The sequence below is a fragment of the Candidatus Poriferisocius sp. genome (assembly GCF_965219775.1).
Classification (GTDB): Bacteria; Actinomycetota; Acidimicrobiia; order Acidimicrobiales; family Bin134; genus Poriferisocius.
This window is the reverse complement of sequence record NZ_OZ244793.1, coordinates 2,423,571-2,445,845: the sequence shown is the minus strand read 5'-3', so window position 1 is coordinate 2,445,845 and position 22,275 is coordinate 2,423,571. Positions and strand designations below refer to the sequence as shown.

Here is a 22,275-nt window from a genome sequence, read left to right as displayed (position 1 = left end):
GGCGTGAGACCCCCTTCGGTGGACGCCCTGGCCCGGTCGCTGGCCGACACCGGTCTCCCCCACCCCCTGTTGGTGGATGCCGCTCGGGCAGCCATCGCCGAGGGCATCGGTGAGAGCTCAGCCGACGATGACGTGGCCGGTACCGCTGGGGCCGGCAACGACGACGATGGCAGCGACGTGGCCGATCGGGCCCGCCGCCACGCCCTCACCACCGCCCGAACGCTGCTGCAGCCGGTGGTGAACGCCACCGGGGTGCTGCTGCACACCAACCTGGGGCGGGCGCCGCTGGGCGTCGAGTTGGCCGCCTCCTACACCAATCTGGAGTTGGACCTGTCGTCGGGGCGGCGCGGTTCCCGCCACGCCCACGCCGCGGCCCTGCTGGCCCGCCTGTGCGACGCCGAGGATGCCATCGTGGTGAACAACGGGGCCGCCGCGGTGCTGTTGGTGCTGGCCGCGCTGGCCGCCGACCGAGGCGCGGCGGTGTCGCGGGGGGAACTGGTGGAGATCGGCGGCGGCTTCCGGGTGCCGGAGGTGATGGAACAGTCGGGGGCCCGGTTGGTGGAGGTGGGCACCACCAACCGCACCCGGGCGTCCGACTTTGCCGCCGCCTTGGACCGCCCCCACCACGACATCGCCCTCATCCTGAAGGTCCACCAGTCCAACTACCGCATCGTGGGGTTCACCGAGCACGTGGACGTGGGCGACCTGGCTTCGTTGGGCGTTCCGGTGGTGGCCGACATCGGCTCGGGCCTGATCGACGCCGCCTGCCCCTGGCTGGACGACGGGCCCCCCGCCTGGCTGGCGGGCGAGCCCGCCGCCCGACAGTGCCTGGCCGACGGGGCCGCGCTGGTGACGTTCTCCGGCGACAAGCTGTTCGGCGGTCCCCAGGCGGGCATCATCGCCGGCCGGGCCGACCTGGTGGAACGGTGCGCCCGTCATCCCCTGGCCCGGGCGTTGCGGCCGGGCGGCCTGGTGCTGCACGCCCTCCAGGAGGTGGCCATGGCCTACCTGCGGCGGGACGGGCGGGCCATCGACTTCTGGCGGATGGCGTCGCAGGACACCGCCGGGCTGGAACAGCGGGCTCGCACCCTGGCCGCCGAGGCGCAGGTGGGTGAGACCGCGGCCATGGCGTCGGTGCCCGGAGGCGGCACCCTTCCCGGCGTCGAGATCGACTCCTGGGGGGTGGTGCTGGACGGCGACCACGCCGCCGCGCTGCGCCGCGCCACTCCGCCCGTCATCGCCCGGGTGAACGACCACCGGACGTGGCTGGACCTGCGAACGGTGGCCCCCGCCGACGACCGCCATCTGATCGTCGCTCTTTCGGCGCTGCGATGAGCATCACCATCTCCACCGCCGGCCATGTGGACCACGGCAAGTCCACCCTGGTGGAGGCGCTCACCGGGGTGGACCCTGATCGATTCGCCGAGGAGAAGGCCCGAGGCCTGACCATCGACCTGGGCTTCGGCTTGGCCCGGCTGCCTTCGGGGCGAGCGGTGTCGATCATCGACGTGCCCGGTCACGAGCGGTTCATCCGCAACATGCTGGCCGGAGTCGGGGCGGTGGACGCCTGTCTGTTCGTGGTGGCCGCCACCGAGGGGTGGATGCCGCAGTCGGAGGAGCACCTGCGGATCCTGGAACTGCTGGGGGTGTCCCACGGGGTGGTGGCGCTGACCAAGGTGGGCCTGTGCGATGCCGACATCGCCGAGCTGGCCCGCCTGGAGGTGGAGGAGCGGGTGGAGCAAACCTTCTTGGCCGAAGCACCGGTGGTGGACACCGATGTGATCGACGGTCGGGGTCTGGAGGAACTGCGGACCGAACTGGACAACCTGGTGGATCGGACCCCCCCGGCGGCCGACCACCGCCGACCCCGGCTCTGGGTCGACCGGGCCTTCGCCGCCCGGGGAGCGGGCACGGTGGTCACCGGCACCCTGGGTGGCGGCCAGATTCGGGTGGACGACGAGTTGGAACTCCACGGTCGGGGGGCGGCGGTCCGGGTCCGGGCCCTGCAGAGCCACCACGACACCCGCACCAAGATCGGGCCGGGCAACCGGGTGGCGGTCAACCTGTCGGGCGTCGGCCACCAGGAGGTGGCCCGAGGCGACGTGCTCATCCGGGCCGGGCAATGGCATCTCACCAACCGCTTCGACGCCTCCCTCAGCGTGTTGGCCACCTTGGATCACGAGGTGTCCCGCCGGGGGGCCCATGCCATCCATGCCGGTACCGGCGAGCTGCCCGCCCGCATGCGCATCCTCGGCCCCGAGACGCTGTCGCCGGGCGAGACCGGCCTGGTGCGCCTCCATCTCCCCCGCCGGTTGCCGCTGTTGCCGGGAGACCGGTTCGTGGTGCGCGAGAGCGGCCGGGCCGAGACCATCGGGGGCGGCACCGTTCTCGACGTGGACCCGGTGCTCCCCGCATCCCGAGCCCGCCCCGACGGATCGGTCGACCGGGTGATCGCCGAGCGGGAGTGGGTGGAGGCCGAGCGGCTGGCCCTGCTCACCGGACATCGGCGGGAGCCCGATGTCGGGCCTTGGGTGGTGAGTCCCCCGGCCCTGGAACGGACCCGAAGCCGAATCCGCCGGGCGGTGGAGGAGGCCGGCCCTCTGGGGCTGGATCTGGCCGGCCTCGACGAGCGGGAACGGGCGGTGATGGGACTCTTGGACGACGTGACCGTCGAGGGTGGTCGGGCCCGGCCCCGGGGCCGGTCGGATCCGTTCGACGACCACCGTTACACCGCCGCCCTGGAGGCGTCGCCGTTCACCCCGCCCGATCCCGAAGCGGCCGGGGTGAGCCGCCAAGAGGTTCGGGAACTGGTGAAGCGGGGGTTGGTCGTCGAACAGGACGGGGTGTTCTTCGCGGTGGCCGCGTTGGAATCGGCCCGCTCGGTGCTGGCCGAGATGCTGGCCGCCCAGCCCGACGGGGTGACCGTGGCCGAGGTACGGGAGCGCCTGCAGACCACCCGGAAGTACGCGCTGCCGCTGTTGGCCTGGTTGGACGGCAACGGCGTGACCCGACGAAGAGGTGACCTGCGCATCGCCGGCCCCCGGCTGTAGTGGGGGACGCAGGCCCCGGTCGAGGGATGCGCCGACCGGGGCGGCGCGCTCAGTGGCGCCGTTGGGTGAGTATTTCCTTGCGCTCCAACTCGTTGAGGCCGCCCCAGATGCCGTGCTGTTCGCGAATTCTCAGGGCGTAGTCGCGGCACTCGTCGATCACGTGGCATTCCCCGCAAATGGCCTTGGCCCGGGTCTCCCTCTCCAGTTTCTCGTCCTTGCGCTCGAACGACGGAGGCGGGAAAAAGACGGACGCATGCGGTCCCCGGCAGGCTGCCTTCACTTGCCAGGCCCTCTCATTGGTGACTGCACTCACGTCCGACTACCCCCTTTCGCCGGACCTTATAGGCGCCGTAGGCCGCGCACAAGATCAGAATTTCCCGTTGGTTAGCCGATCCTGATGGCTTGTCCGGGCTCTCGGCCACGGGGCGAGCTACCGACGACGCTCCCGGTAATCGCGCGCCGCCCCTTCTGTGGGCTCCACTTCCAGCCACAAGCCGTCAATCTCCGCGACTCTCACCTGTTCGCCGGCGACCACCGGCGTCGCCCGATTCACCCGAGCCCGCCACAGCGCCCCCCGAATGCGAACCACCCCGTCGGGGGCCACGTCCTCCACCACCTCACCCAGTTCCCCGATCATCCAGTCCCGGCCAATGGTGGGGGTGGAGAACCGGGTGCGCACCATCGACGGCATGCCCGAGAACATGGCCACCGCCACCGCTCCGGTCATCACCACCATGGGGATCCACGACATGGAGACGCCGTCGTACAGCCACCAGGTACCGGCGGCGAACATGACCATTCCGGCGGAGGTCCAAAAGCGCGGCACCGAGGTTTGGATGTCGATGCCGAAGGCCACCATCGATCCGGCCAAAAGGGCCAGCGCCCAGGGGTGGTGGGGCAGCACCGAGAGCCCGTAGCCGGCCAGAATGAACAGCAGGGCACCGACCACGCCCGCCACCCCGATCCCCGCGGTGTAGAACTCGAACAGCATGAGCCCCATGCCGATGGTCAACAGGAGGTAGGCCACCGGGGGGCTGGCCACGGTGTGGAACAGTTGATCGAGCAGCGACAGGCCCCGGAATTGCACCTGCGTCACCGGGGACAGCCTCGGGCGGCCGTCCACCTCGACCACGTCCGCCACGAAGCCGAACTCCTCCAGGTCCACCAGGAAGTCACCGATGAGGGGGGCCACGCACTGCTCCTCGTCGGGGGGGATCTGCACCTGCTGGGGGTCGAACGGGATTCCGGCTTCGGCGTAGCGGTCGGCCAGGACGTCGAGCGTCAGACGGTCGCAGGCCACCACCCCTTCGGAGATCAGTTGGCGCCACCCGAGCTTGCGGTCCCGGAGGAGTTCCTGGTTGGCCCACGCCACCGGTTCGCCGCTCAACGACGCCAGCGGGGGGCCCAGGTTGCCCACCCCCGTGCCGGGGGCGATGCCGACCGCGTCGGCCACGGCGAAGAGCTGGGCCGGTTTGCCCTCCAAGGACGCGCCGTTGGGGCCGACCCACACGGCCACCGGCACCGATGAATCGGCAATGGCCCGGGCCAGCTCGGTGAGCCGTGCATCGGACACCACCGAGCGCTGGGCGTCAACCCGAAACACCAAGAGCCGGGCCCCGCCGTCGGTGGCCACGGCCAGGGAATCCTCGATGAGTTCGGCCATGACCGGATCGATCAACCCGGTGACCTCAACCACCACGGCCACCCCCGCGCCCGCCTCGTCGCCAGGCAGGGCGGCCGCTGCACCCATTCCCCCCCATCCCAGGGTGGCCAGCACACCGCCTCCGGCGAGGCAGGCTGCGGCCAGCGTCAATCGCGGGGTTCGCACCTTTGCCTAGGCGGTTTCGGACGATTCGGTGCTGAGCAGCGACGCCAGGGCTGCTTCGGACGTCTCGGTCACGGGGACGATGCGATCGAAGCCGGTGGTGTGCAACAGCCGGGCCAAGGCCCCCTCGCCGCAGGCCACCACGACCTCCCCGTCGGAGTCGCGAATCCGTCGGATGCCCCCGATCAGGGCCCCCAAGCCGGCGGAGTCCATGAACGGTACCGACCCCAGGTCGATGAGCAACCGGGGTTCGAGGGCCAACTCGCCGATCCGCTCCCGAAACTGGGCCACGGTGTAGGCGTCGATCTCGCCTCGGGGGCGAAGCACGGCGTGGGTTTCCAGATGTTCCACATCGATCTCGAGCAAAGCGCCTCCCCTTGGCTCGTGTAGATGCTACCCCGGCGGGGTGGCCGAGCCATTGGCCGAACCGACTTCTCCGGTGGGCCGGCGCGGGGGGGTTTGGTTACCATCGGTCCGTGACCCGAGTGCTGCTGGCCACCGACAGCGACTCCGTGTACCACACGGTTGACGCCGCCTTGGGAAGCGACGCCACCGAGGTGTCGCGCGTCCGAGCCGGCCGGGACGTGTTGGCCGCGGTGCAACAGCAAGAGCCCGATGTGGTCATCTGCGACCTCCAGATCGGCAACATGGGAGGCATGGCCACCTGCTTGGACCTGCGCATGGAAGCGGAGATGGGGCGGGCCCCGGACACGCGAATCCTGATGCTGCTCGACCGCCAGGCCGACCTCTACCTGGCCCAGCAGTCCCGCGCCGACGGGTGGCTGGTGAAACCGTTGGAGGTGGTGGGGCTCCAGCGAGCGGTGGAAGCGTTATCGGGCTGAGCCAGAAGGGTCACGCACCATTAGGATTGACCCCACGGGCAGTGGCGCAGCTTGGTAGCGCGCTTCGTTCGGGACGAAGAGGTCGTGGGTTCAAATCCCGCCTGCCCGACCAAGTTTGGTTCTCGATTGGGTGACTATTGGGGTGGGTTGCCCCCGGGAAAGTGGGGCATGACGGTGTGGCGCATGTGGTCGGCGGTGGATGTGGGGACGGTGAATTCGCTCAGGTCCATGATCTGATCCCAGTGGTCCCGGTACGACTCGGGGGTGGGATCCAGGTCGGTGTGCCCCGCACCGGCCACCCAGCCCAGGCGGGCCATACGACCACCGTCCACGGTGAAGCACTCGCCGGTGGCCGCACAGTCCTGGTGGGCCAGCCACACCACCGCGGGGGCCACCTTGTCGGGCCGCATGTGGGCCTCGATGACGGCGCCGAACTCGTCGTCGGAGCGGTCGGGGCTGGGGCCGGTCACCGCCCAGGGCAGAACGCAGTTGACCAGCACCCCGTGGCGGCGGCCCTCCCTGGCCAATGACCGGGTGAGCCCCATCACCCCGGCCTTGGCGGCGGCGTAGGCGGTTTGGCCCCGCAGTCCCCACACCGCGCCGGACGACACATTCACCACCCGGCCATAGCCCTGGGCCACCATGTCGGGCCACAGCGGCCACAGCACGTGGCACGGTCCCATCAGGTGCAGGGCGATCATCTCGTTGAACAGGTTCGGGCCGGACTCCGGGTTCAGCGTTCCGAACTCGGCGGCTCGATTCACCCCGGCGTTGTTGATCACCATCTGGACCCCGCCGAAGGCCTGGCGAGCGGTATCGGCCAAGGCCACCCCGCCCTCGGCGGTGGCCACGCTGTGGTCGTCGGCCACCGCAATGCCACCGGCGGCGGTGATCTCGTCGGCCACCGAGGCGGCCAGGTCGGCGTTGATGTCGTTGACCACCACCTGGGCACCCCGTTCGGCCAACAGCCGGGCGTAGGCCGCACCCAACCCCTGACCGGCCCCGGTCACCACCGCGGTCCGGCCGTCATAGCGAAGCAGGTGGGCCGCCATCAGCCGATGGGGTCGTCAGCGAGAAGTTGGCGGGGCGCCATCAGCCGATGGGTTGGCCGGCGGGGAGCGGATGCGCCGCCATCAGCCGACCACCCCGTCGGTTCGCAGTTGGGCCAGTTCATCGGGGTCCAGCCCGAGTTCTTCGGCCAGCACCTCGTCGGTGTGCTCGCCCAGCCACGGCGGGCGGGTTTCGGGCCCTTCGCTGACCGACGACAGCTTGACCGGGTTGCCGGGGGTCAGCACCGAGGTGTCGGCGTCGGGCCGGGGGATCTCCACCAGCATGTGGCGGGCGGCCACGTGGGGATCGTCGATCACGTCGGCGGCCTCGAACACCGGGGCGGCAGCGATGCCCGCGGCGGCCAGGTCGTCGGCGGCCTGAATGGTGGTGCGGTCGCCAGCCCAGGCCCGCAGCGCCGACCGGATTTCCCCCAGGTGGTCTCGCCACCCCTGGCGGGTGGAAAATCGGTCGTCGGTCAGCCATTCGGGACGGCCGATGAGGTGGCACAGTCGCTCGAATTGGTGCTCCCGGCCGATCTGGATGACCAGCTCCCCCGAATCAATGGGGAAGCCGTCGTTGATGATCGACGTGGGTATTCGGGGGTCGGTACCCAACGACCAGTAGTTGGGCACCATGTCGCCGAAGGCCACCATGGCGTCGAACATGGAAATGTCCACGTACTGGCCGTGGCCGTGTCGCTCCCGTTGGCGCAGGGCCATGAGCACGCCGATGACGGCGAACAGCCCCGAGCCGGTGTCGCCCAGCGCACCCACCGGGGACACGGTCACGTCTTCGCCCTCGGCCCGGTTGATGGCGTACAGGCCCCCCATGGCCTCGGCGATGGGGGCGTAGGCGGGCCAGTGGCCGTAGGGCGACTGCCCGAGGTTTCCGAACCCCGACACCGAGAGGTAGATGAGGCCGGGGTGGAGTTGCGCCAGGTCCTCGTAGCCCAGCCCGGCCTTGGCCAAAGTACCGGGCTTGAGGTTCTCGGCCAGCACGTCGAAGCGGGGCACCATCCGGCGAATGAGGTCGATGGCCGCCGGGTTCTTGAGATCCATGCCCACCGAGCGCTTGTTGAGGTTGTTCCGCAGATAGGTGCCCCCCACCGGTCGCCCTTGCGGGTCGGTGATTCCGGGGGTCGAGCCCCGGCCCAGATCGCCGCGCACCGGGTGCTCGATCTTCACCACCTCTGCCCCCATTCGGGCCAGGAGCTGGGTGCCGTAGGGCAGCGACTGCATCTGCTCGATGGCCAGGATGCGGATGCCGTCCAGCGGTTTGCCGTTGGCCTGGTGCTCCGGGGCGGTGATGTCGCCGAGCTTCATGGGCTTGCTCCCTGGTAGATGCGAACGGCGTTGCCGGCCAGGATGGCGTGGCGCTCATCGGTGGGTACCCCGGCGAAGTGGCTCTTGATGGTCTCTTGGGAGTGGGGCCAGTCGGACCCGCCGTGGGGGAAGTCGCTGGACCACATCATCCGGGCCACGCCGATGTGGTGGCGGTTGGCGATGCCGTACCGATCGGTGATGAAGGTGGAGGCGATGTTGGTGTCGAAGTACTCCCCCGGTGAGCGCTGGATGGGGGCTCGGGTGGCGGGGTTGGCCCGACCGAAGCGGTCGTCCATTTGCTCCTTCAGATAGGGGAACCAGGAGCAGTCGGTCTCCACCGCCAGAAACTGGAGTCGGGGGAAGCGGTCGAACACGCCCCCTTCGATGAGTTGGGTGATGCGCACCGGCATGTCGAAGAACCGCATCGACCCGGTGAGCTTCATCTTGGCCACATCCCCCTGGGCGTGGGTGGCGAAGCCCACGTGGATGGACAGCGGCAGCCCGGCCTCGGACGCAGCGGCGAACACCGGGTCGTCGGCGGGGGTGAGCACCTCGTCGCCGCTGGGCCAACGCCCGATCATCACCCCCCGGATGCCCGGCTGCGCGGCGGCCCGCTGCAGCTCGTCCACGGCGGCGGCCGCGCCCACGTTGGGGAGGATGGCCACCCCCCACAGGCGATCGGGGTCGTGAGCGCAGAACTCGCCCAACCAGTCGTTGTAGGCCTGTACGCAGGCCACATGGAACTGGGCGTCGTCGCGGTGCCATGTCAATTGGTTGGCGATTCGGGGGGTGGGGTAGAGGACTTCCAGGTCCACGCCGTCCTGGTCCTGCTCACCCAGGCGGGCCGCCGGGTCGTAGCCGCCGGGCCGCACGTCGTCCCAGCGGACCCAGCCGGAGCGTTGGTCCACCGGTAGTCCGGCGGAGCAGTTGCCCCCGAAGTTGATGGGATCGTGGGCCCCCTCCAAGACCCAGGCGTCGCCCTGCTCGAATTGCTCCATGCGCGGCGCACGGCCCTGGTACCGGGAGGGCAACCGGCTGGTCCACAGATCGGGTGGCTCGTTCACATGCGAGTCGGCGGACACCAACCGGTACCCGTTGTCCTGCTGCTTGCGATGCTGCTTGCGAATCCTCACCCTCGCTCCAACCGCCCGTCCACCACGTCCCCGCCACCGTACCCGCCCCAACCCAGCCTCATCTCCCCAGGGCTGAGCCGGTGGTGGCTCGCTCGTTGAGACTTGGGTGGTTCGCGAAGTGGGGCCGGGGGGTGTTTCGGTTGGGGGCTACTCGCTGATGCCCAGTGGGGGGTAATGGTCGGTGAGCAGGGCCCAGTAGGCGTTGGCCCGAACATGGAAACGGTTCACTCCCACCAAGAAGTTGCGAAGGCCCTCCGGCCACCGCCCGAGCACCAACACGGCAAAGAAGCCGGCGACGGAGGCCAACAACCCCAGGAGCATCCAGAAGAGGGCCGCGATCATCACAGGGATGATGAGGATGAACCGGAAGAGCACGCTCAAGCGGCTGCGGCCGTCCAGTTCGGGGGCGAAGCTCACCGTCACTTCCGGATCGGCCCCGTTGTCCTCCGGTGTGGTGCTGAAATCAAACGGCGGGTAGGACGTCCGCATGAAGCCCACGTACACCGACGTTCGGGCGTAATAGCGGATCATCATGCAACTCACGTCGGCCAGACCGGCGGGCAACCGCCCGGTGAACACGATGGCCAACCACGAGAACAGCTCCACGACGTAGGAGACAAGCAACAACACGTAGACGAGGATGAGGTGGGGGATGGCCAAGATGAGGTTGCCGATCACCCGCCACCGGCCCACCTTGAGCGGGGCGTCGAGCGAAAGCGTTGCCGGATAGTTCATGGCTGTCCTCCCTTGTCGGAATCCGAGCACCAGACTACATCCTGGCGCTCGGTTGCGTCCGGGCTCGTCGGGGGATCAGCAGCGCAACGGCCACGCCCAGGACGGACAGTACCACCAGCACGGTCCACACCTGGTGGAAGCGGCCGAAAAGCTCCGCCTCCTCCACGTTGCCCAGTAAACCGAAGGCCATGGCCAGTCCCATCAGGGCCCCGACCTGGCGGGCGGTGGACAACACCCCCATACCCAGGCTGTAGGTTTCGTTGTCCAGGTCGCGGGCTCCGATGGCGTTGATCATGGGCAACCCCATGCCCCAGCCCCCGATCCCGCCCAACAGGATGGGCACGAACATCTCCGACCAGTAGGCCGGGTCGGAGTCGGGCACCAGCCGCAACCACACCACCGCCGCCGTGGTCATGCTCATGGCGGCCACGGTGATGGTGCGCTCATCCAAGCGACGGCTGAACTGGCCGGCCAGCGCGCTGGCCACCACCGCGGCCGCCGGGAACGGCAAGAGGGCGAATCCCGCTTGCAGGGGCCGGTAGTCCCACACCAACTCCAGGAATTGCACCATCATCACGAAGTAGGGGAACAGAAAGCCGGGGATGGCTACGGCGATGAACAGCGCCCACCGGAAGTTCCGCAGTCCCAGCAGGCGGGGGTCGACGATGGGGGCCGGATGCCCCCGGATGCGCAGCCGGATCAGCGGCACCAACACCACGGCCAAAGCGAAGGCAGCGACGATCCGGCGATCGCCCCAACCCCAGGTGCGGCCCTGCACCAGGCTGAGGGTCACCATGCCCAGGCCGGCAGCCACCAAGGCGGCGCCCACCAAATCGGGGAAGCGGGAGGCGGCCTTGTGCTCGGTGTCGGTCAGCAGAGCCCGAGCGAGAAGAAACGACGGCACCCCGATGATCACGCTCAACACGTAGGCCGCCCGCCACCCCCAGACGTCGATCAGCCCGCCCCCCACCAGCGGGGCCAGCGCCCCGGCCACACCACCGACCGCCGTCCAACTGGTGATCGCCCTGGTCTGATCGCTTTCCGGCCACACCGCCAGAATCAGACCGATGGACGCGGGCATCACAAAGGCCGATCCCGCCCCCTGAACGGCCCGGCACAACACCAGCACCCACAACTCCGGGGCCCACCACCCACCCACCGCCCCTGTGACGAACAGGGCCAGGCCGAGCAGAAAGGCCCGCTTGCGACCCGACCGGTCGGCGATCCGCCCGGCCGCCACCACGAACGCAGCCAACGATATGGCGTAGGCGCTGAGCACCCACGCCGTCGAGGTGAGCCCGGCCCCGAAGTCCTCCCTGATGCCGGCCAAAGCCAGCGGCTGCAGGGTGGCGTCCATGGTGACCAGGAACACCGCCCCCATGCACGCCCAAAACACCCCCCAATGACGCCCCCGCACCCCCCCACCGTACGCGCCGCCTCGCGTTTCAGCCGATACCAGACTCCACCGGGGCTCAGATAAACCAATTGCGAATGGCGTCGGCCCTTACCTGTCTACACCACGATGGCGGCGTCGGCGGCCTCGCGGTCGTCCAGGTAGCGCTGATACATGCGACCAATGACCGTCGCCACGATCAGTGCTCCACCGGCGAGCGCGGGAAGGGCACCGAATCCGGTGTAGATACCGTTGTCAGCCACTCGCAGGAACCCCAGTACCCAGGCTCCCACGCTGAGCAGCGCGGCCAAGCCCAGGGCCAGCAACATGGCATCGAACAATGCTATGGCCCACGGCAACAGATACATGAACAGCACCACAACCCCGATGATCACAGAGAGAACCACCATCCCTCGGCCGAACCCTGGTCCGAGTTCATCGAAGCCGGAATAGTGCTTCGGGCCACCGCGGGCCTGACCGATGATTTGAGCGACAATGGAGGCCGACTCAGCACTTGGATTGGCCCGTTCCTCCGCCACCATCTGTTCCTGCTGCGGGGTCAGTGCGCCAGGCCGTTCGTCATTGATCCAGTTGGAGAAGGCAGCCATCACCAGCAATCCGATGGCGACGAGGGAAAGCAAAGCAGGCCCGGCTCGGTAGTTCCCGTACCGACGATCGAATCCCATTCCGTGGGCGAGCAAACCGCTGAAGAAGAGGAGGAGCCCACCACCCAGCGCGATCCAGATCCCGACGCCATGGTTGGTAGCCACCGAAACCAACTCCGGACCGGCCTCTGTGGTGATTGAGATCTTGGGAGGGGTGGTCAGCAGGAACAAGACGACGGTGGCCACGACGGCCCCGCCGGACACCACTTGACCCAGTGGCGCGCTCAGCCAACGAAGCCATCTGTCCCGACTGCCGGCCAGAACCAGGGCCGACGCCAGTACAGCAGCCACTCCAAGGGCGAACACGAAGATGCCGAACCAACTTCCACCGGAGGCTTCGTAGCCGTTGAACGAGCCATCCAGCAGTCGGTCGTCATACCAACACCCCGCACTTCGGGCCTCCGGTCGGCACAGGGACTTGAGTTCATCTAGTTGGTCAGCATCGAGGTCAGAAAAGCTCTCTGGTGCCTGGCCCCCCAACCGAGCAAATCCGCTCAGCCGACCGGCCCCATCAACCCACGAAAAGAACATGCTGCTCACCACCAACAGCCCACCCACAATCCCAAGAGCCGCCCCTGCAAGAGAGCGAGCAGCGATCGCCGGGCTCTTGAAGCCCGGCGACTCAACCACAACAGGCTCCACGGGCTCCCCGGTCGCTTCCCCGGAAAGCGGTGGGGGCACAGTGTAGACCCCACGCATCGCGGCACTCATCCGTCGAATCAGTGCTCGATTGTCCTTGGGGTCGGGTTGGCTGAGCCGATCCATGGCCACACCCACCAGATACAGCGCCAACCCAGATGACGCCCCCAGCGCGGCGTCAAACGTGTTGATTCCCCGCAGCACAAGCTGCCCAAGACCCCCGCCTGCGATCACGGCGATGATACCAACCATGGAAAGGGAGAGCAGCAGTGTTTGATTGATGCCGGTCATGATGGCGGGACGAGCCAGGGGAAGCTGTACATCGGTGAGTACCCGAAGACCACTGGCCCCATACGACCTGGCCGCCTCAACCACGTCTTCCGGCACTTGGCGAATCCCCAGATAGGTCAGCCGAATCATCGGTGGGAGAGCGAACACCATAGTGGCAACCGTGCCCCCAACCGGACCAGTTCCGAAAAAGAAGATGATCGGAATGAGGTACGTGAATGGATGGATCAACTGCATCCCGTCCAGCACCGGCCGGGTGAGGTTCCACACCCGGTTGCTTCGAGCACACAGTACACCGTAAGGCAATCCAACAATCACACAGATGATCACCGACACCAAGATGATGCCGATTGTCTGCATGGTAAAACGCCAATAGTCCGGTCCAAGCACCCCACTCAACAGGATGCCCGCAGCGGCAGCTACACCTACTTTGAACTCTCGAGTCAAGGTACCGACCACAATGAACAGCAGCAGCATGAAGGGCCAGGGGATCTGCAACAGGACATCGTTGGTGATCAGATCAAGAAGATGCTCAAATGGCCATTTGATGATGGCGAAGAAAAGCTCAGCTTCGACGTTGAGCCAATTGATGGCCTCCTCAACCCACTTGCCGAACGGAATCTCCCAATTGTTCAGCCACTTCTCTTCATACCAGGAGGTGGCCAATAGGCCGGTCATGACCTCCCTCCTACCGAGCTCGCTTCCGCAGCCTGTATCTGGGAGGCCTTGGATTCAATTTCCCCCAACTCAGCCAACAGGTCAAGGGCGTTGACCTGACCAATGAGTCGGCCTCTGTCGTCCACCACGGCAACGGGTTGCCCAGTAGAAATGATCTCGTAGATGTCAACCAGTGGGGTGCCTTCCGCCACGGTGCAGATGTCGGTGCTCATCACTGACTCCACTGGTTGTTGGACCACAAGCCCCAATTGCTCGGAGGACACCAGTCCCACCGGATGATCACCGGCATCAATACAGAATCGAAACTCACCCGCACCAATCTCTGCCTGCACGCCACTCACCGGTGTTGACACACGAATGGGCCTGGGTGGGACCATAACCGCCCCTACGTGCAGAACCCTGCCCTGATCCACGTCCTTGACAAATTCGGCCACATATGCCGAGGATGGGTCACGAAGGATTTCCTCGGGTGTACCGATCTGCACTACGGCACCATCCTTCATGATGCACACACGATCTCCCACGCGGAGGGCTTCGTTGAGGTCATGGGTGATGAACAGGATGGTCTTGTGGAGGATCTCGTCTTGCATGGACAACAACTCGTCTTGCATCTGGCGCCTAATGAGCGGATCCAGAGCACTGAATGCCTCGTCCATAAGCAGGATGTCCAGATCGGCAGCCAATGCTCTTGCCAAGCCCACCCGTTGCTGCATACCTCCGGAGAGCTGCCGCGGATACGACTGACCGTAGCGTTCCAAGCCAACCATCTCCAGGGCCTCATAGGCCCGCTTGCGACGTTCTCCGGTGGTGATCCCCCGCACCTTGAGGCCGTAGGACACGTTGTCCACCACTGTGCAGTGAGGAAAGAGGGCGAAGTGTTGGAAGACCATACCGATCTTGTCCCGCCGGAATGCCTCCAACTCCTTTTTCTTCAGCTCCGTTACTTCCACGCCGTCCACCATCACCGATCCATCGGTGACCTCATGAAGTCGATTGACGCAACGGACTGCGGTGGATTTGCCGGATCCCGACAAACCCATGATGACAAAGACCTCTCCGTCGGCTACCTCGAAACTCACATCATGCAGACCGATGACATGATCGGTGGCCAATTGCACGTCATCTTTTCCGACTCCGGTCTTGGCCATGGTCAGTGCCCGCCCCTTGGGACGGGCCCCGAATATCTTGTAAACGTTGCTCAGTTTGATGCTGGTGGTCATGTCGTCCTTGCCTGTCACGCGAAGTTCATGTCACCTCTGGCTCCAAATTCACCCGACTGGATCTGGAACTGATAGGCGTGGCCGTTCTCAATGGATTCACCCGCACAGGAACGGCCCGGCAGCCATGCTGCCGGGCCATTCACTTTGCGCATGGGTATGGAACCGGACCTCGACCCTACGAGGCGTTGCGGGCTTGGTTGAGCCAGTCGTCCACAGTGGCCCGGTTGGCTGAGATCCAGTCAGCAGCCGCAGCCCTCACATCGTCTTCGGTGTTGGCCCCGGCGTCGTAGTCCAGATTCTGCAACGCCACGTCCACCACCGGGATGGTGACCAACTCCAACAGCCTCGCCGCCGCCGGATTGGCGCTCAGGAACTCGTTGCGGGCCACCACCCGGATGTCGGCGGCCACGAATCCCATCTCGCACGGCTGACCCGGGCACTGCTCGGCGGGCAACGCCGCCGCACCAATCTGATCAGGCATCGGATCACCCACCGACACCCAGATCACATCGATCCCCGGCACCAACTGAGCCGTGAACGCACCCGGAGTCCACACATACTGCAGAATCGGCTCGCCCCGCTGATACCGGCCAACCGAATCGGCGAACAACGCCGCGTGCTCGGCCGACACCTGCTCAATGGTGTCCTCCCAACCGTTGCGGGCAATCGTGTCGTTGATCACAACCTGGCAACCCCAACCGTCGTTGCAGCCCATCAAGTCGGCCTTGCCGTTCCCATCGACGTCGAACAACGCCGCAATCTCCGGGTTGTTGCCGATGTCGTCCAACATCGTGATCCCGTTGGCCTCCGCGGTGGCGATGTCCACGATGAACCCCTGCAGACCACCCGCAGTGATCTCGTTGCCGATCGGCTGAGCAACCTGACCCACATCACCGTCCAAGAACGTGTCGTGGATCGGGAACCAACCATTCACCCAAAGGTCGTACTCACCCTCTCCCAAGGCCGGATAGAACGTCGCCGGCGCCAACTCCGCCTCCGCGGGATTGCTCACCTCATACCCCAACTCCGACAACAACGCCTCGTAAATCGCCGCCTGCATGTAACCCGTCGACCAATTCGCCCGAGCCATCGACACCGACACACCCTCACCGGGGGTATCGCTCACCGGCTCCGGTGCAGGTGCCGGGGTGAAGCCGGAGGCGTTGCGGGCTTGGTTGAGCCAGTCGTCCACAGTGGCCCGGTTGGCTGAGATCCAGTCAGCAGCCGCAGCCCTCACATCGTCTTCGGTGTTGGCCCCGGCGTCGTAGTCCAGATTCTGCAACGCCACGTCCACCACCGGGATGGTGACCAACTCCAACAGCCTCGCCGCCGCCGGATTGGCGCTCAGGAACTCGTTGCGGGCCACCACCCGGATGTCGGCGGCCACGAATCCCATCTCGCACGGCTGACCCGGGCACTGCTCGGCGGGCAACGCCGCCGCACCAATCTGATCAGGCATCGGATCACCCACCGACACCCAGATCACATCGATCCCCGGCACCAACTGAGCCGTGAACGCACCCGGAGTCCACACATACTGCAGAATCGGCTCGCCCCGCTGATACCGGCCAACCGAATCGGCGAACAACGCCGCGTGCTCGGCCGACACCTGCTCAATGGTGTCCTCCCAACCGTTGCGGGCAATCGTGTCGTTGATCACAACCTGGCAACCCCAACCGTCGTTGCAGCCCATCAAGTCGGCCTTGCCGTTCCCATCGACGTCGAACAACGCCGCAATCTCCGGGTTGTTGCCGATGTCGTCCAACATCGTGATCCCGTTGGCCTCCGCGGTGGCGATGTCCACGATGAACCCCTGCAGACCACCCGCAGTGATCTCGTTGCCGATCGGCTGAGCAACCTGACCCACATCACCGTCCAAGAACGTGTCGTGGATCGGGAACCAACCATTCACCCAAAGGTCGTACTCACCCTCTCCCAAGGCCGGATAGAACGTCGCCGGCGCCAACTCCGCCTCCGCGGGATTGCTCACCTCATACCCCAACTCCGACAACAACGCCTCGTAAATCGCCGCCTGCATGTAACCCGTCGACCAATTCGCCCGAGCCATCGACACCGACACACCCTCACCGGGCAAGGCCATCGGTTCGCCCTCTCCTGGGTCAGATGGTTCGCCGGTATCGGCGGGCTCACCGGAATCAGCCGGTTCGCCCGAATCAGACGGCTCCGACGAGTCACTCGGCGTCTCTGTTGACGGAGTGTCGGCGGGTGTCGCATCGTCGTCGTCATTGCCGCAGGCGGCGACGACCAGACCGAAGACCACAAAGATGGCAAACAGAACGCTCCAGAGGTTTCGCTCTCTCATTGATATCCCTCCAATTGGCATTACGCTTGGCACGCCTCGGCGCGTGCCAGCCAGCCGCTCGCCCTACCCTAATGTGCATGGAGGCCGAACGCTAGAGGCACCTCAGGCAGGCTCTTTGCCGGCAGGGTCGGCCGGTTCAGCGGCGCTTGCGGAGGCGGCGGGCGTGGGCTTCGAGTTGTTTGCGCTGCTTGCGGGAGAGGCTGTCCAGGCCTTGGCCGGCAACTTGGTCGAGGAGAGCGTCGATCTCGGGGCTGACCTCGTCGTTCGGCGGCGGGACCGCTCGCAAATGGCCGCCGCGGCGGGACCGGCGATCCGCCCTGGCGCCCCGGGGGCCGGTAGACGACCGGGATGGGTCGGACGACAGGGTGAGCTTGGGGATCCAGGTCTGCTCGACGGCGAAGCCGAAGGCCCGGATGCCGAGCAGGGCCACGGCCACCGTGCAGGCCAATAGCACCAGTTCGTACTCGTCGCGGGTGCTGAGGGCCTGGAGGGCATCGAGGCCCACGATGACCACGGCGATGACCCAGCCGGGGATGCCGGGCCAGAATCGGGCGTGGGCGTACTGGGCGGCGAAGGCCACCAACACCCCGACCTCCACCAAGCGCAGGCCGGCAGCCCCTCCGGTGATGCCCGCCACCGCTTCCAAGCCGGTGACCATGGCGGCGGGAATGACGGTGAGCAGCACCAAGAACCACGCGAACCGCACCCGGCCCAACAGCATCTCCAACTGTGATCCGAGCATGTAGAAGATGGCGAACAAGATGATCGTCCAGAAGGTGGGTTCATTGGGGATGGGCCAGGTGACCAGCCGCCAGATCTCCCCCTCCAGGACGCTGCCGAACTCGAAGTTCTCCGACACCAGCGCCAGGTGCTGAAAGATGGGTCCGTAGCGGCCCTCGATTCCCCAGATGATCATCGAGAGGACGCCGAGCCCCACCACGAAAGCGGTGGTGGACACGGCGAAGCCCCCGATGCGGAACCAGGGATCGTCGGAGTAGCCGAAACGCCTCGACGGGTACACGGTCAGCGGCCCCGGGGCCGGGCCGGAGCCCGGAGTCCAGTGTGCGAGAACAACCTCCGACCCATGGCTACTGGTGGCGCATGGCGTGGGCCATCTCGGCGTCGAAGTCGAACGGGGGCGGGGTGCCGGTCTCGATGACGAGCGACGCCATGGCCGCCGGTGCCGGCGCGGGCGGCTGGTAGTCGTCGCACACCGGGAACGGCCGACCGTACCCGACGGTGAGAAAAGCACCGTCGGGGGCCCAGTTGGTGGGCAGGGGCACGGGCTCTGGGCTTTGGCCGACGGGGACGTCGTCCGCGGTGAGGGTGACGGCGAACCGGCCCCCTTCGGTGGGTTCCACCACGGCCCCCACGAAGCAGGCTCCCGCCGGCACGGCGGCCGCCACCCGGTGCTCCCGACCGTGGACCACGGCCACCCAGCGCAACTCCCCGGAGTCCAGAAACAGCGCCCAACCGGAGATCCAGTCGCCTTGCTCGCAAATCACCCCCGAGGCCCCCTCGGGCACACCGTCGGGAAAGGCGGCCACCGCCCGGTAGCCCCCGAACTGCAGCGGTCCCGAGGCCTCGTGCAACTTGTCGCCGGGCACCAGGTCGTAACGGCTCCGCATCGACATCCACGGGGCGTACAGGTGGGCGATGCGGTTCACCGATGAGTCGTCCAGCGGCAACACCCCGTTGCGGTCGGCTTCGGCGTCCCACAGCTCGACCAGTTCGGCCAGCTTCTCGGGATGGCGGGCAGCGAGATCGTGCGATTCGGTGGGGTCGGCCACCGTGTCGAACAACTCCCACTGGTCGTGGGCGAACTCGTGGCTGCCCACGATGGCGTCCCGCTCGGCGGCGGTGAGCTGGTTGACGTGGTTGGTGACCGCCTTCCACCCCTGGTGGTACATGGCCCGGCTGCCCCAGCACTCGTAGTACTGGGTGGTGCGGTGGTCGGGGGCGTCGGCATCGTCGAGCACCAACCGCAGGCTGGCCCCGTCGAACGACATCTGCTCCACGCCGCCGAGCATGTCCGGGGGCGAAACGCCGGCCAACTCCAGGATGGTGGGCATCACGTCGGTGACGTGGCAGTACTGGTGGCGTACCTCTCCCCGTGCGGCCAGTCCGCGAGGCCAGGAGACGATGAGGGGATCGCGCACGCCCCCTTCGAAGGTGTACCGCTTCCACCGGCGGAAGGGAGTGTTGCCCGCCAGCGCCCACCCCCAGGGGTAGTGCCCGGAGGAGCGGAATCCGCCGAGGTCGTCGTAGTGGGCCAACTCCAGTTCGAGGTCGTCCGCCTCGTCGCTGATGTAGTGGCGGATCTGGTTCCAACTGCCGTTGGGACCCCCCTCGGCCGACGTGCCGTTGTCGGAGATGAGCGCCACCACCGTGTTGTCGGCGTCGCCGGTGTCCTCCAGGAAATCCAGCACTCGTCCGATGTGATGATCGGCGTGACTCAGGAACCCGGCGTACACCTCCATCATGCGGGCGTACAGCCGCCGGCGGTCGGGGTCGATCTCGTCCCAGGGCTCCACCCATGCCGGTCGCTCCGACAGCGGGACATCCCCCGGCAACACACCGAGCTGCTTCTGGCGGGCCAAGGCCTCCTCCCGCCAGGTGTCCCAGCCGCTGTCGAATCGTCCGGCGTAGCGGTCGATCCACTCGGGCGGCGCCTGGTGGGGGGCGTGGGGGGTACCGGTGGCGTACCACAGCAGGAACGGGCGTTCGGGGTCGGCCAAGCGCAGGTCACGGAGGTAGCCGATGGCCTGGTCGGCCAGGTCGGCGTCGAGGTGGTAGCCCTCTTCGGGGGTGGTGGGAGGCTCGATGTAGGTTTGGTCCCGGATGAGTTGGGGAGTCCACTGGTTGGTCTCCCCGTTGAGGAACCCGTAGTAGTGGTCGAAGCCCACCCCGGTGGGCCAGGTGTGGTAAGGCCCGGTGGCCCGCTGGTCGCGGGGGGTGAGGTGCCACTTGCCCACCGCATAGGTGGCCCAGCCCTCGGCCCGCAGATGCTGGGCCAGGGTGCCGGCCGACGACGGGATCCGGCCGGTGTAGCCGGGGAAGTTCATCGGCATGTCGGTGAGCATGCCCACCCCCACCCGGTGATGGTTCCGCCCGGTGAGCAGACAGGCTCGGGTGGGCGAGCACACCGCGGTGGTGTGGAAATTGGTGAACCGCACACCCCGGGCGGCCAGGCGGTCCAGATTGGGGGTGTCGATGTCGGAGCCGTAACACCCCAGTTGGGCAAAGCCCAGGTCGTCCAGCACGATGACCACCACATTGGGGGCATCGGGGTCGTAGGGCCGAGGCACCGGAGAGGAGGTGGATTCGGCCAATGTGAGCCCGATGTTGCGTTCAGCCATCAAGCGCTGACATTAGCCAGTACTCGGCTTGCTGCATCAACAGTCTTCAGCGGGATCGGGTGTATCGGTAGCCGAGGCGGGGGTCAGGGGGTCAGGGCGAAGCCCTCGTAGTGGTTGGCGGCCACCTCGTCGCACTTCTCGGCATAGGGGGGGAAGCCGGGGAGGGGCATGAAGACCCGGGTCTTGCCGGGGATGTTGGCCCCCAGGTACCACGAGTTGCAGGTGGGGTAGAGGGTTTGGTCAGCCACGAAGTTAACGTGGGCCACCCAGCTCTCGGTGGCCTCCTCGGTGGCCTCGATGGCACGGTAGCCGTGGGCCCGCAGGTAACCGATGCAGTCGCCGATCCAGTCCACGTGCTGCTCGATGCACACGATCATGTTGGCCAACACCGACGGGCTGCCCGGGCCGGTGATGGTGAACAGGTTGGGAAAGCCGGGCACCCCCAGGCCCAGATAGGTGCGGGGACCGGCGTACCACTGGTCGGCCAGCGAACGACCGCCGCGGCCCCGGATGTCGATGCGGAGCAGGGAACCGGTCATGGCGTCGTAGCCGGTGGCGAACACGATGACGTCGAGGTCGTAGTGGGTGCCGTCGGCGGTCCGCAGGCCGCCGGGGGTGATCTCGGCGATGGTGTTCTCGCTGATGTCCACCAGGGTGACGTTGTCGCGGTTGTAGGTCTGGAAGTAGTCGGTGTCGAGCACCAACCGTTTGCAGCCGAGGTAGGTGGAGGGGATGAGACGCTCGGCCACCTCGGGGTCCGTCACCGTCTCCCGGATCTTGGCCTTGACGAAATCGGCCGCCACGTGGTTGGCCTCCGGGGTCCGGGCGATGTCGCTGTAGGCGCCCAGGAAGGCGAAACCCCCGGACTTCCACCGAGTCTCGAACTCCCGGAAGGCCTCCTCGACCTCCACGTCGAGCACCGAGCCCTCGTTCCAGTCGAAGCGAGCCCCGAGGGCGCCCTGTTGGGTCTTGTTCTGTTCCCGCAGCTTGTGGTACTCGGCCTTCACCTCGGCCTGCTCCTCGGGGTCGAGGGGGTGGTTGCGGGCCGGGATGGCGAATTGGGGTGTGCGCTGGAACACGGTGAGGTGCCCGGCCGTCTCGGCGATGACGGGGATGGCCTGGATGCCCGACGAGCCGGTGCCGATCACCCCGACCCGCTTGCCGGTGAAGTCGATGCCCTCTTTGGGGTAGCGACCGGTGTGGCACATCTCCCCGGCGAAGGTGTCGGTGCCGTCGATGTCGGGAACGTTGGACGACGACAAGCAGCCCACCGCCGAGATGAGGTACTCGGCGGTCACCTCGTCGGCGTCGGGACCGGCGGGGGCGTGGTTGTGATCCAGGTGGTCCACCGCCGGGGCGCTGCTCACGTGCCAGCGACCGCTTTCTTCGTCGAAGACCGCCTTGGTGACCTTGGTGTTGAACTGGATGTCCCGATAGAGATCGAACCGCTCGGCCACGTGCTGGGCGTAGCGGAGGATCTCGGGCTGGGCGGGATAGCGTTCGGTCCACTCCCACTCCTGCTCCAGCTCGGGGTCGAAGCTGTAGCAGTACTCCAGGCTCTCCACGTCGCAGCGGGCCCCGGGATAGCGGTTCCAGTACCAGGTGCCGCCCACGTCGTCGCCGGTCTCGTAGACCCTGGCCGACAAGCCGAGTTGGCGGAGCTTGTGGAGCATGTAGATGCCGCCGAAACCGGCACCGATGACCACGGCGTCGTAGTGGGCAGGGTTGTCTTGGTTCGTGCTCATGTTGACGG

General features: G+C 66.9%; 17 protein-coding genes and 1 tRNA gene. 4 read left to right on the top strand and 14 right to left on the bottom strand.

Annotation, left to right across the window (positions count from 1 at the left end):
- The first annotated feature begins 3 nt into the window (after positions 1–3).
- Both selA and selB read left to right on the top strand, forming a co-directional pair.
- A complete protein-coding gene (gene selA, locus ACOQPQ_RS11030; protein WP_420639480.1) occupies positions 4–1,335 on the top strand; it encodes an L-seryl-tRNA(Sec) selenium transferase in 1,332 nt (443 codons plus the stop codon).
- On the top strand, positions 1,332–3,050 hold the full coding sequence (gene selB, locus ACOQPQ_RS11025) for a selenocysteine-specific translation elongation factor (RefSeq protein WP_420639479.1): 1,719 nt from the start codon (positions 1,332–1,334) through the stop codon (positions 3,048–3,050). The genes selA and selB overlap by 4 nt, the downstream gene beginning before the upstream one ends.
- Before the next feature lie 49 nt (positions 3,051–3,099).
- On the opposite strand, the gene ACOQPQ_RS11020 is transcribed toward selB, so the two are convergent.
- From ACOQPQ_RS11020 to ACOQPQ_RS11010, 3 genes are all read right to left on the bottom strand, one after another.
- Positions 3,100–3,330 (bottom strand): WhiB family transcriptional regulator, encoded by a 231-nt coding sequence (locus ACOQPQ_RS11020; RefSeq protein ID WP_420639478.1) that lies wholly within the window; start codon positions 3,328–3,330, stop codon positions 3,100–3,102.
- 150 nt (positions 3,331–3,480) lie between these two features.
- The gene (locus tag ACOQPQ_RS11015; protein ID WP_420639477.1) at positions 3,481–4,878 is read right to left on the bottom strand and encodes an NfeD family protein; all 1,398 of its coding nucleotides are present in this window, start codon (positions 4,876–4,878) and stop codon (positions 3,481–3,483) included.
- A 6-nt stretch (positions 4,879–4,884) separates the two neighbouring features.
- The gene (locus ACOQPQ_RS11010) at positions 4,885–5,241 is read right to left on the bottom strand and encodes an anti-sigma factor antagonist (RefSeq protein WP_420639476.1); all 357 of its coding nucleotides are present in this window, start codon (positions 5,239–5,241) and stop codon (positions 4,885–4,887) included.
- A gap of 110 nt (positions 5,242–5,351) precedes the next feature.
- Here ACOQPQ_RS11010 and ACOQPQ_RS11005 point away from each other — a divergent pair, with 110 nt between their 5' ends.
- Positions 5,352–5,717 carry a response regulator gene (locus tag ACOQPQ_RS11005; protein ID WP_420639475.1) on the top strand — a complete coding sequence of 122 codons (366 nt, stop codon included), beginning with the start codon at positions 5,352–5,354 and terminating at the stop codon, positions 5,715–5,717.
- Positions 5,718–5,752: 35 nt separating this feature from the next.
- Positions 5,753–5,829 (top strand) — tRNA-Pro (locus ACOQPQ_RS11000).
- Between the two features lie 22 nt (positions 5,830–5,851).
- Here ACOQPQ_RS11000 and ACOQPQ_RS10995 read toward each other — a convergent pair.
- The 11 genes from ACOQPQ_RS10995 to ACOQPQ_RS10945 all read right to left on the bottom strand — a co-directional run bounded on the left by ACOQPQ_RS10995 (position 5,852) and on the right by ACOQPQ_RS10945 (position 22,267).
- Complete coding sequence (locus ACOQPQ_RS10995) at positions 5,852–6,769, bottom strand: SDR family NAD(P)-dependent oxidoreductase (RefSeq protein ID WP_420639474.1); 918 nt, start codon at positions 6,767–6,769, stop codon at positions 5,852–5,854.
- An 81-nt stretch (positions 6,770–6,850) separates the two neighbouring features.
- Positions 6,851–8,089, bottom strand: a complete 1,239-nt coding sequence (locus ACOQPQ_RS10990) for a CaiB/BaiF CoA transferase family protein (RefSeq protein ID WP_420639473.1) — start codon at positions 8,087–8,089, stop codon at positions 6,851–6,853.
- A complete protein-coding gene (locus tag ACOQPQ_RS10985) occupies positions 8,086–9,222 on the bottom strand; it encodes an amidohydrolase family protein (RefSeq protein ID WP_420639472.1) in 1,137 nt (378 codons plus the stop codon). The genes ACOQPQ_RS10990 and ACOQPQ_RS10985 overlap by 4 nt, the downstream gene beginning before the upstream one ends.
- A 147-nt stretch (positions 9,223–9,369) precedes the next feature.
- Positions 9,370–9,957 (bottom strand): DUF4389 domain-containing protein, encoded by a 588-nt coding sequence (locus tag ACOQPQ_RS10980; protein ID WP_420639471.1) that lies wholly within the window; start codon positions 9,955–9,957, stop codon positions 9,370–9,372.
- A 34-nt stretch (positions 9,958–9,991) separates the two neighbouring features.
- On the bottom strand, positions 9,992–11,374 hold the full coding sequence (locus ACOQPQ_RS10975; RefSeq protein WP_420639470.1) for an MFS transporter: 1,383 nt from the start codon (positions 11,372–11,374) through the stop codon (positions 9,992–9,994).
- A 95-nt stretch (positions 11,375–11,469) separates the two neighbouring features.
- Complete coding sequence (locus ACOQPQ_RS10970; RefSeq protein ID WP_420639469.1) at positions 11,470–13,620, bottom strand: ABC transporter permease; 2,151 nt, start codon at positions 13,618–13,620, stop codon at positions 11,470–11,472.
- Entirely contained in the window at positions 13,617–14,840 is a 1,224-nt protein-coding gene (locus tag ACOQPQ_RS10965; RefSeq protein WP_420639468.1) for a quaternary amine ABC transporter ATP-binding protein, read from the bottom strand. The genes ACOQPQ_RS10970 and ACOQPQ_RS10965 overlap by 4 nt, the downstream gene beginning before the upstream one ends.
- Positions 14,841–15,015: 175 nt before the next feature.
- Positions 15,016–16,941: a glycine betaine/L-proline ABC transporter substrate-binding protein ProX gene (proX, locus tag ACOQPQ_RS10960; protein WP_420639467.1), complete on the bottom strand. Its 1,926-nt coding sequence runs from the start codon at positions 16,939–16,941 to the stop codon at positions 15,016–15,018.
- A gap of 358 nt (positions 16,942–17,299) precedes the next feature.
- Positions 17,300–18,184 carry a DUF6576 domain-containing protein gene (locus ACOQPQ_RS10955; RefSeq protein ID WP_420639466.1) on the bottom strand — a complete coding sequence of 295 codons (885 nt, stop codon included), beginning with the start codon at positions 18,182–18,184 and terminating at the stop codon, positions 17,300–17,302.
- Positions 18,185–18,251: 67 nt separating this feature from the next.
- A complete protein-coding gene (locus ACOQPQ_RS10950) occupies positions 18,252–20,522 on the bottom strand; it encodes an arylsulfatase (RefSeq protein ID WP_420639465.1) in 2,271 nt (756 codons plus the stop codon).
- Between the two features lie 83 nt (positions 20,523–20,605).
- Positions 20,606–22,267, bottom strand: coding sequence for a flavin-containing monooxygenase (locus tag ACOQPQ_RS10945; protein ID WP_420639464.1), 1,662 nt, complete (start codon positions 22,265–22,267; stop codon positions 20,606–20,608).
- Positions 22,268–22,275: the final 8 nt, after the last annotated feature.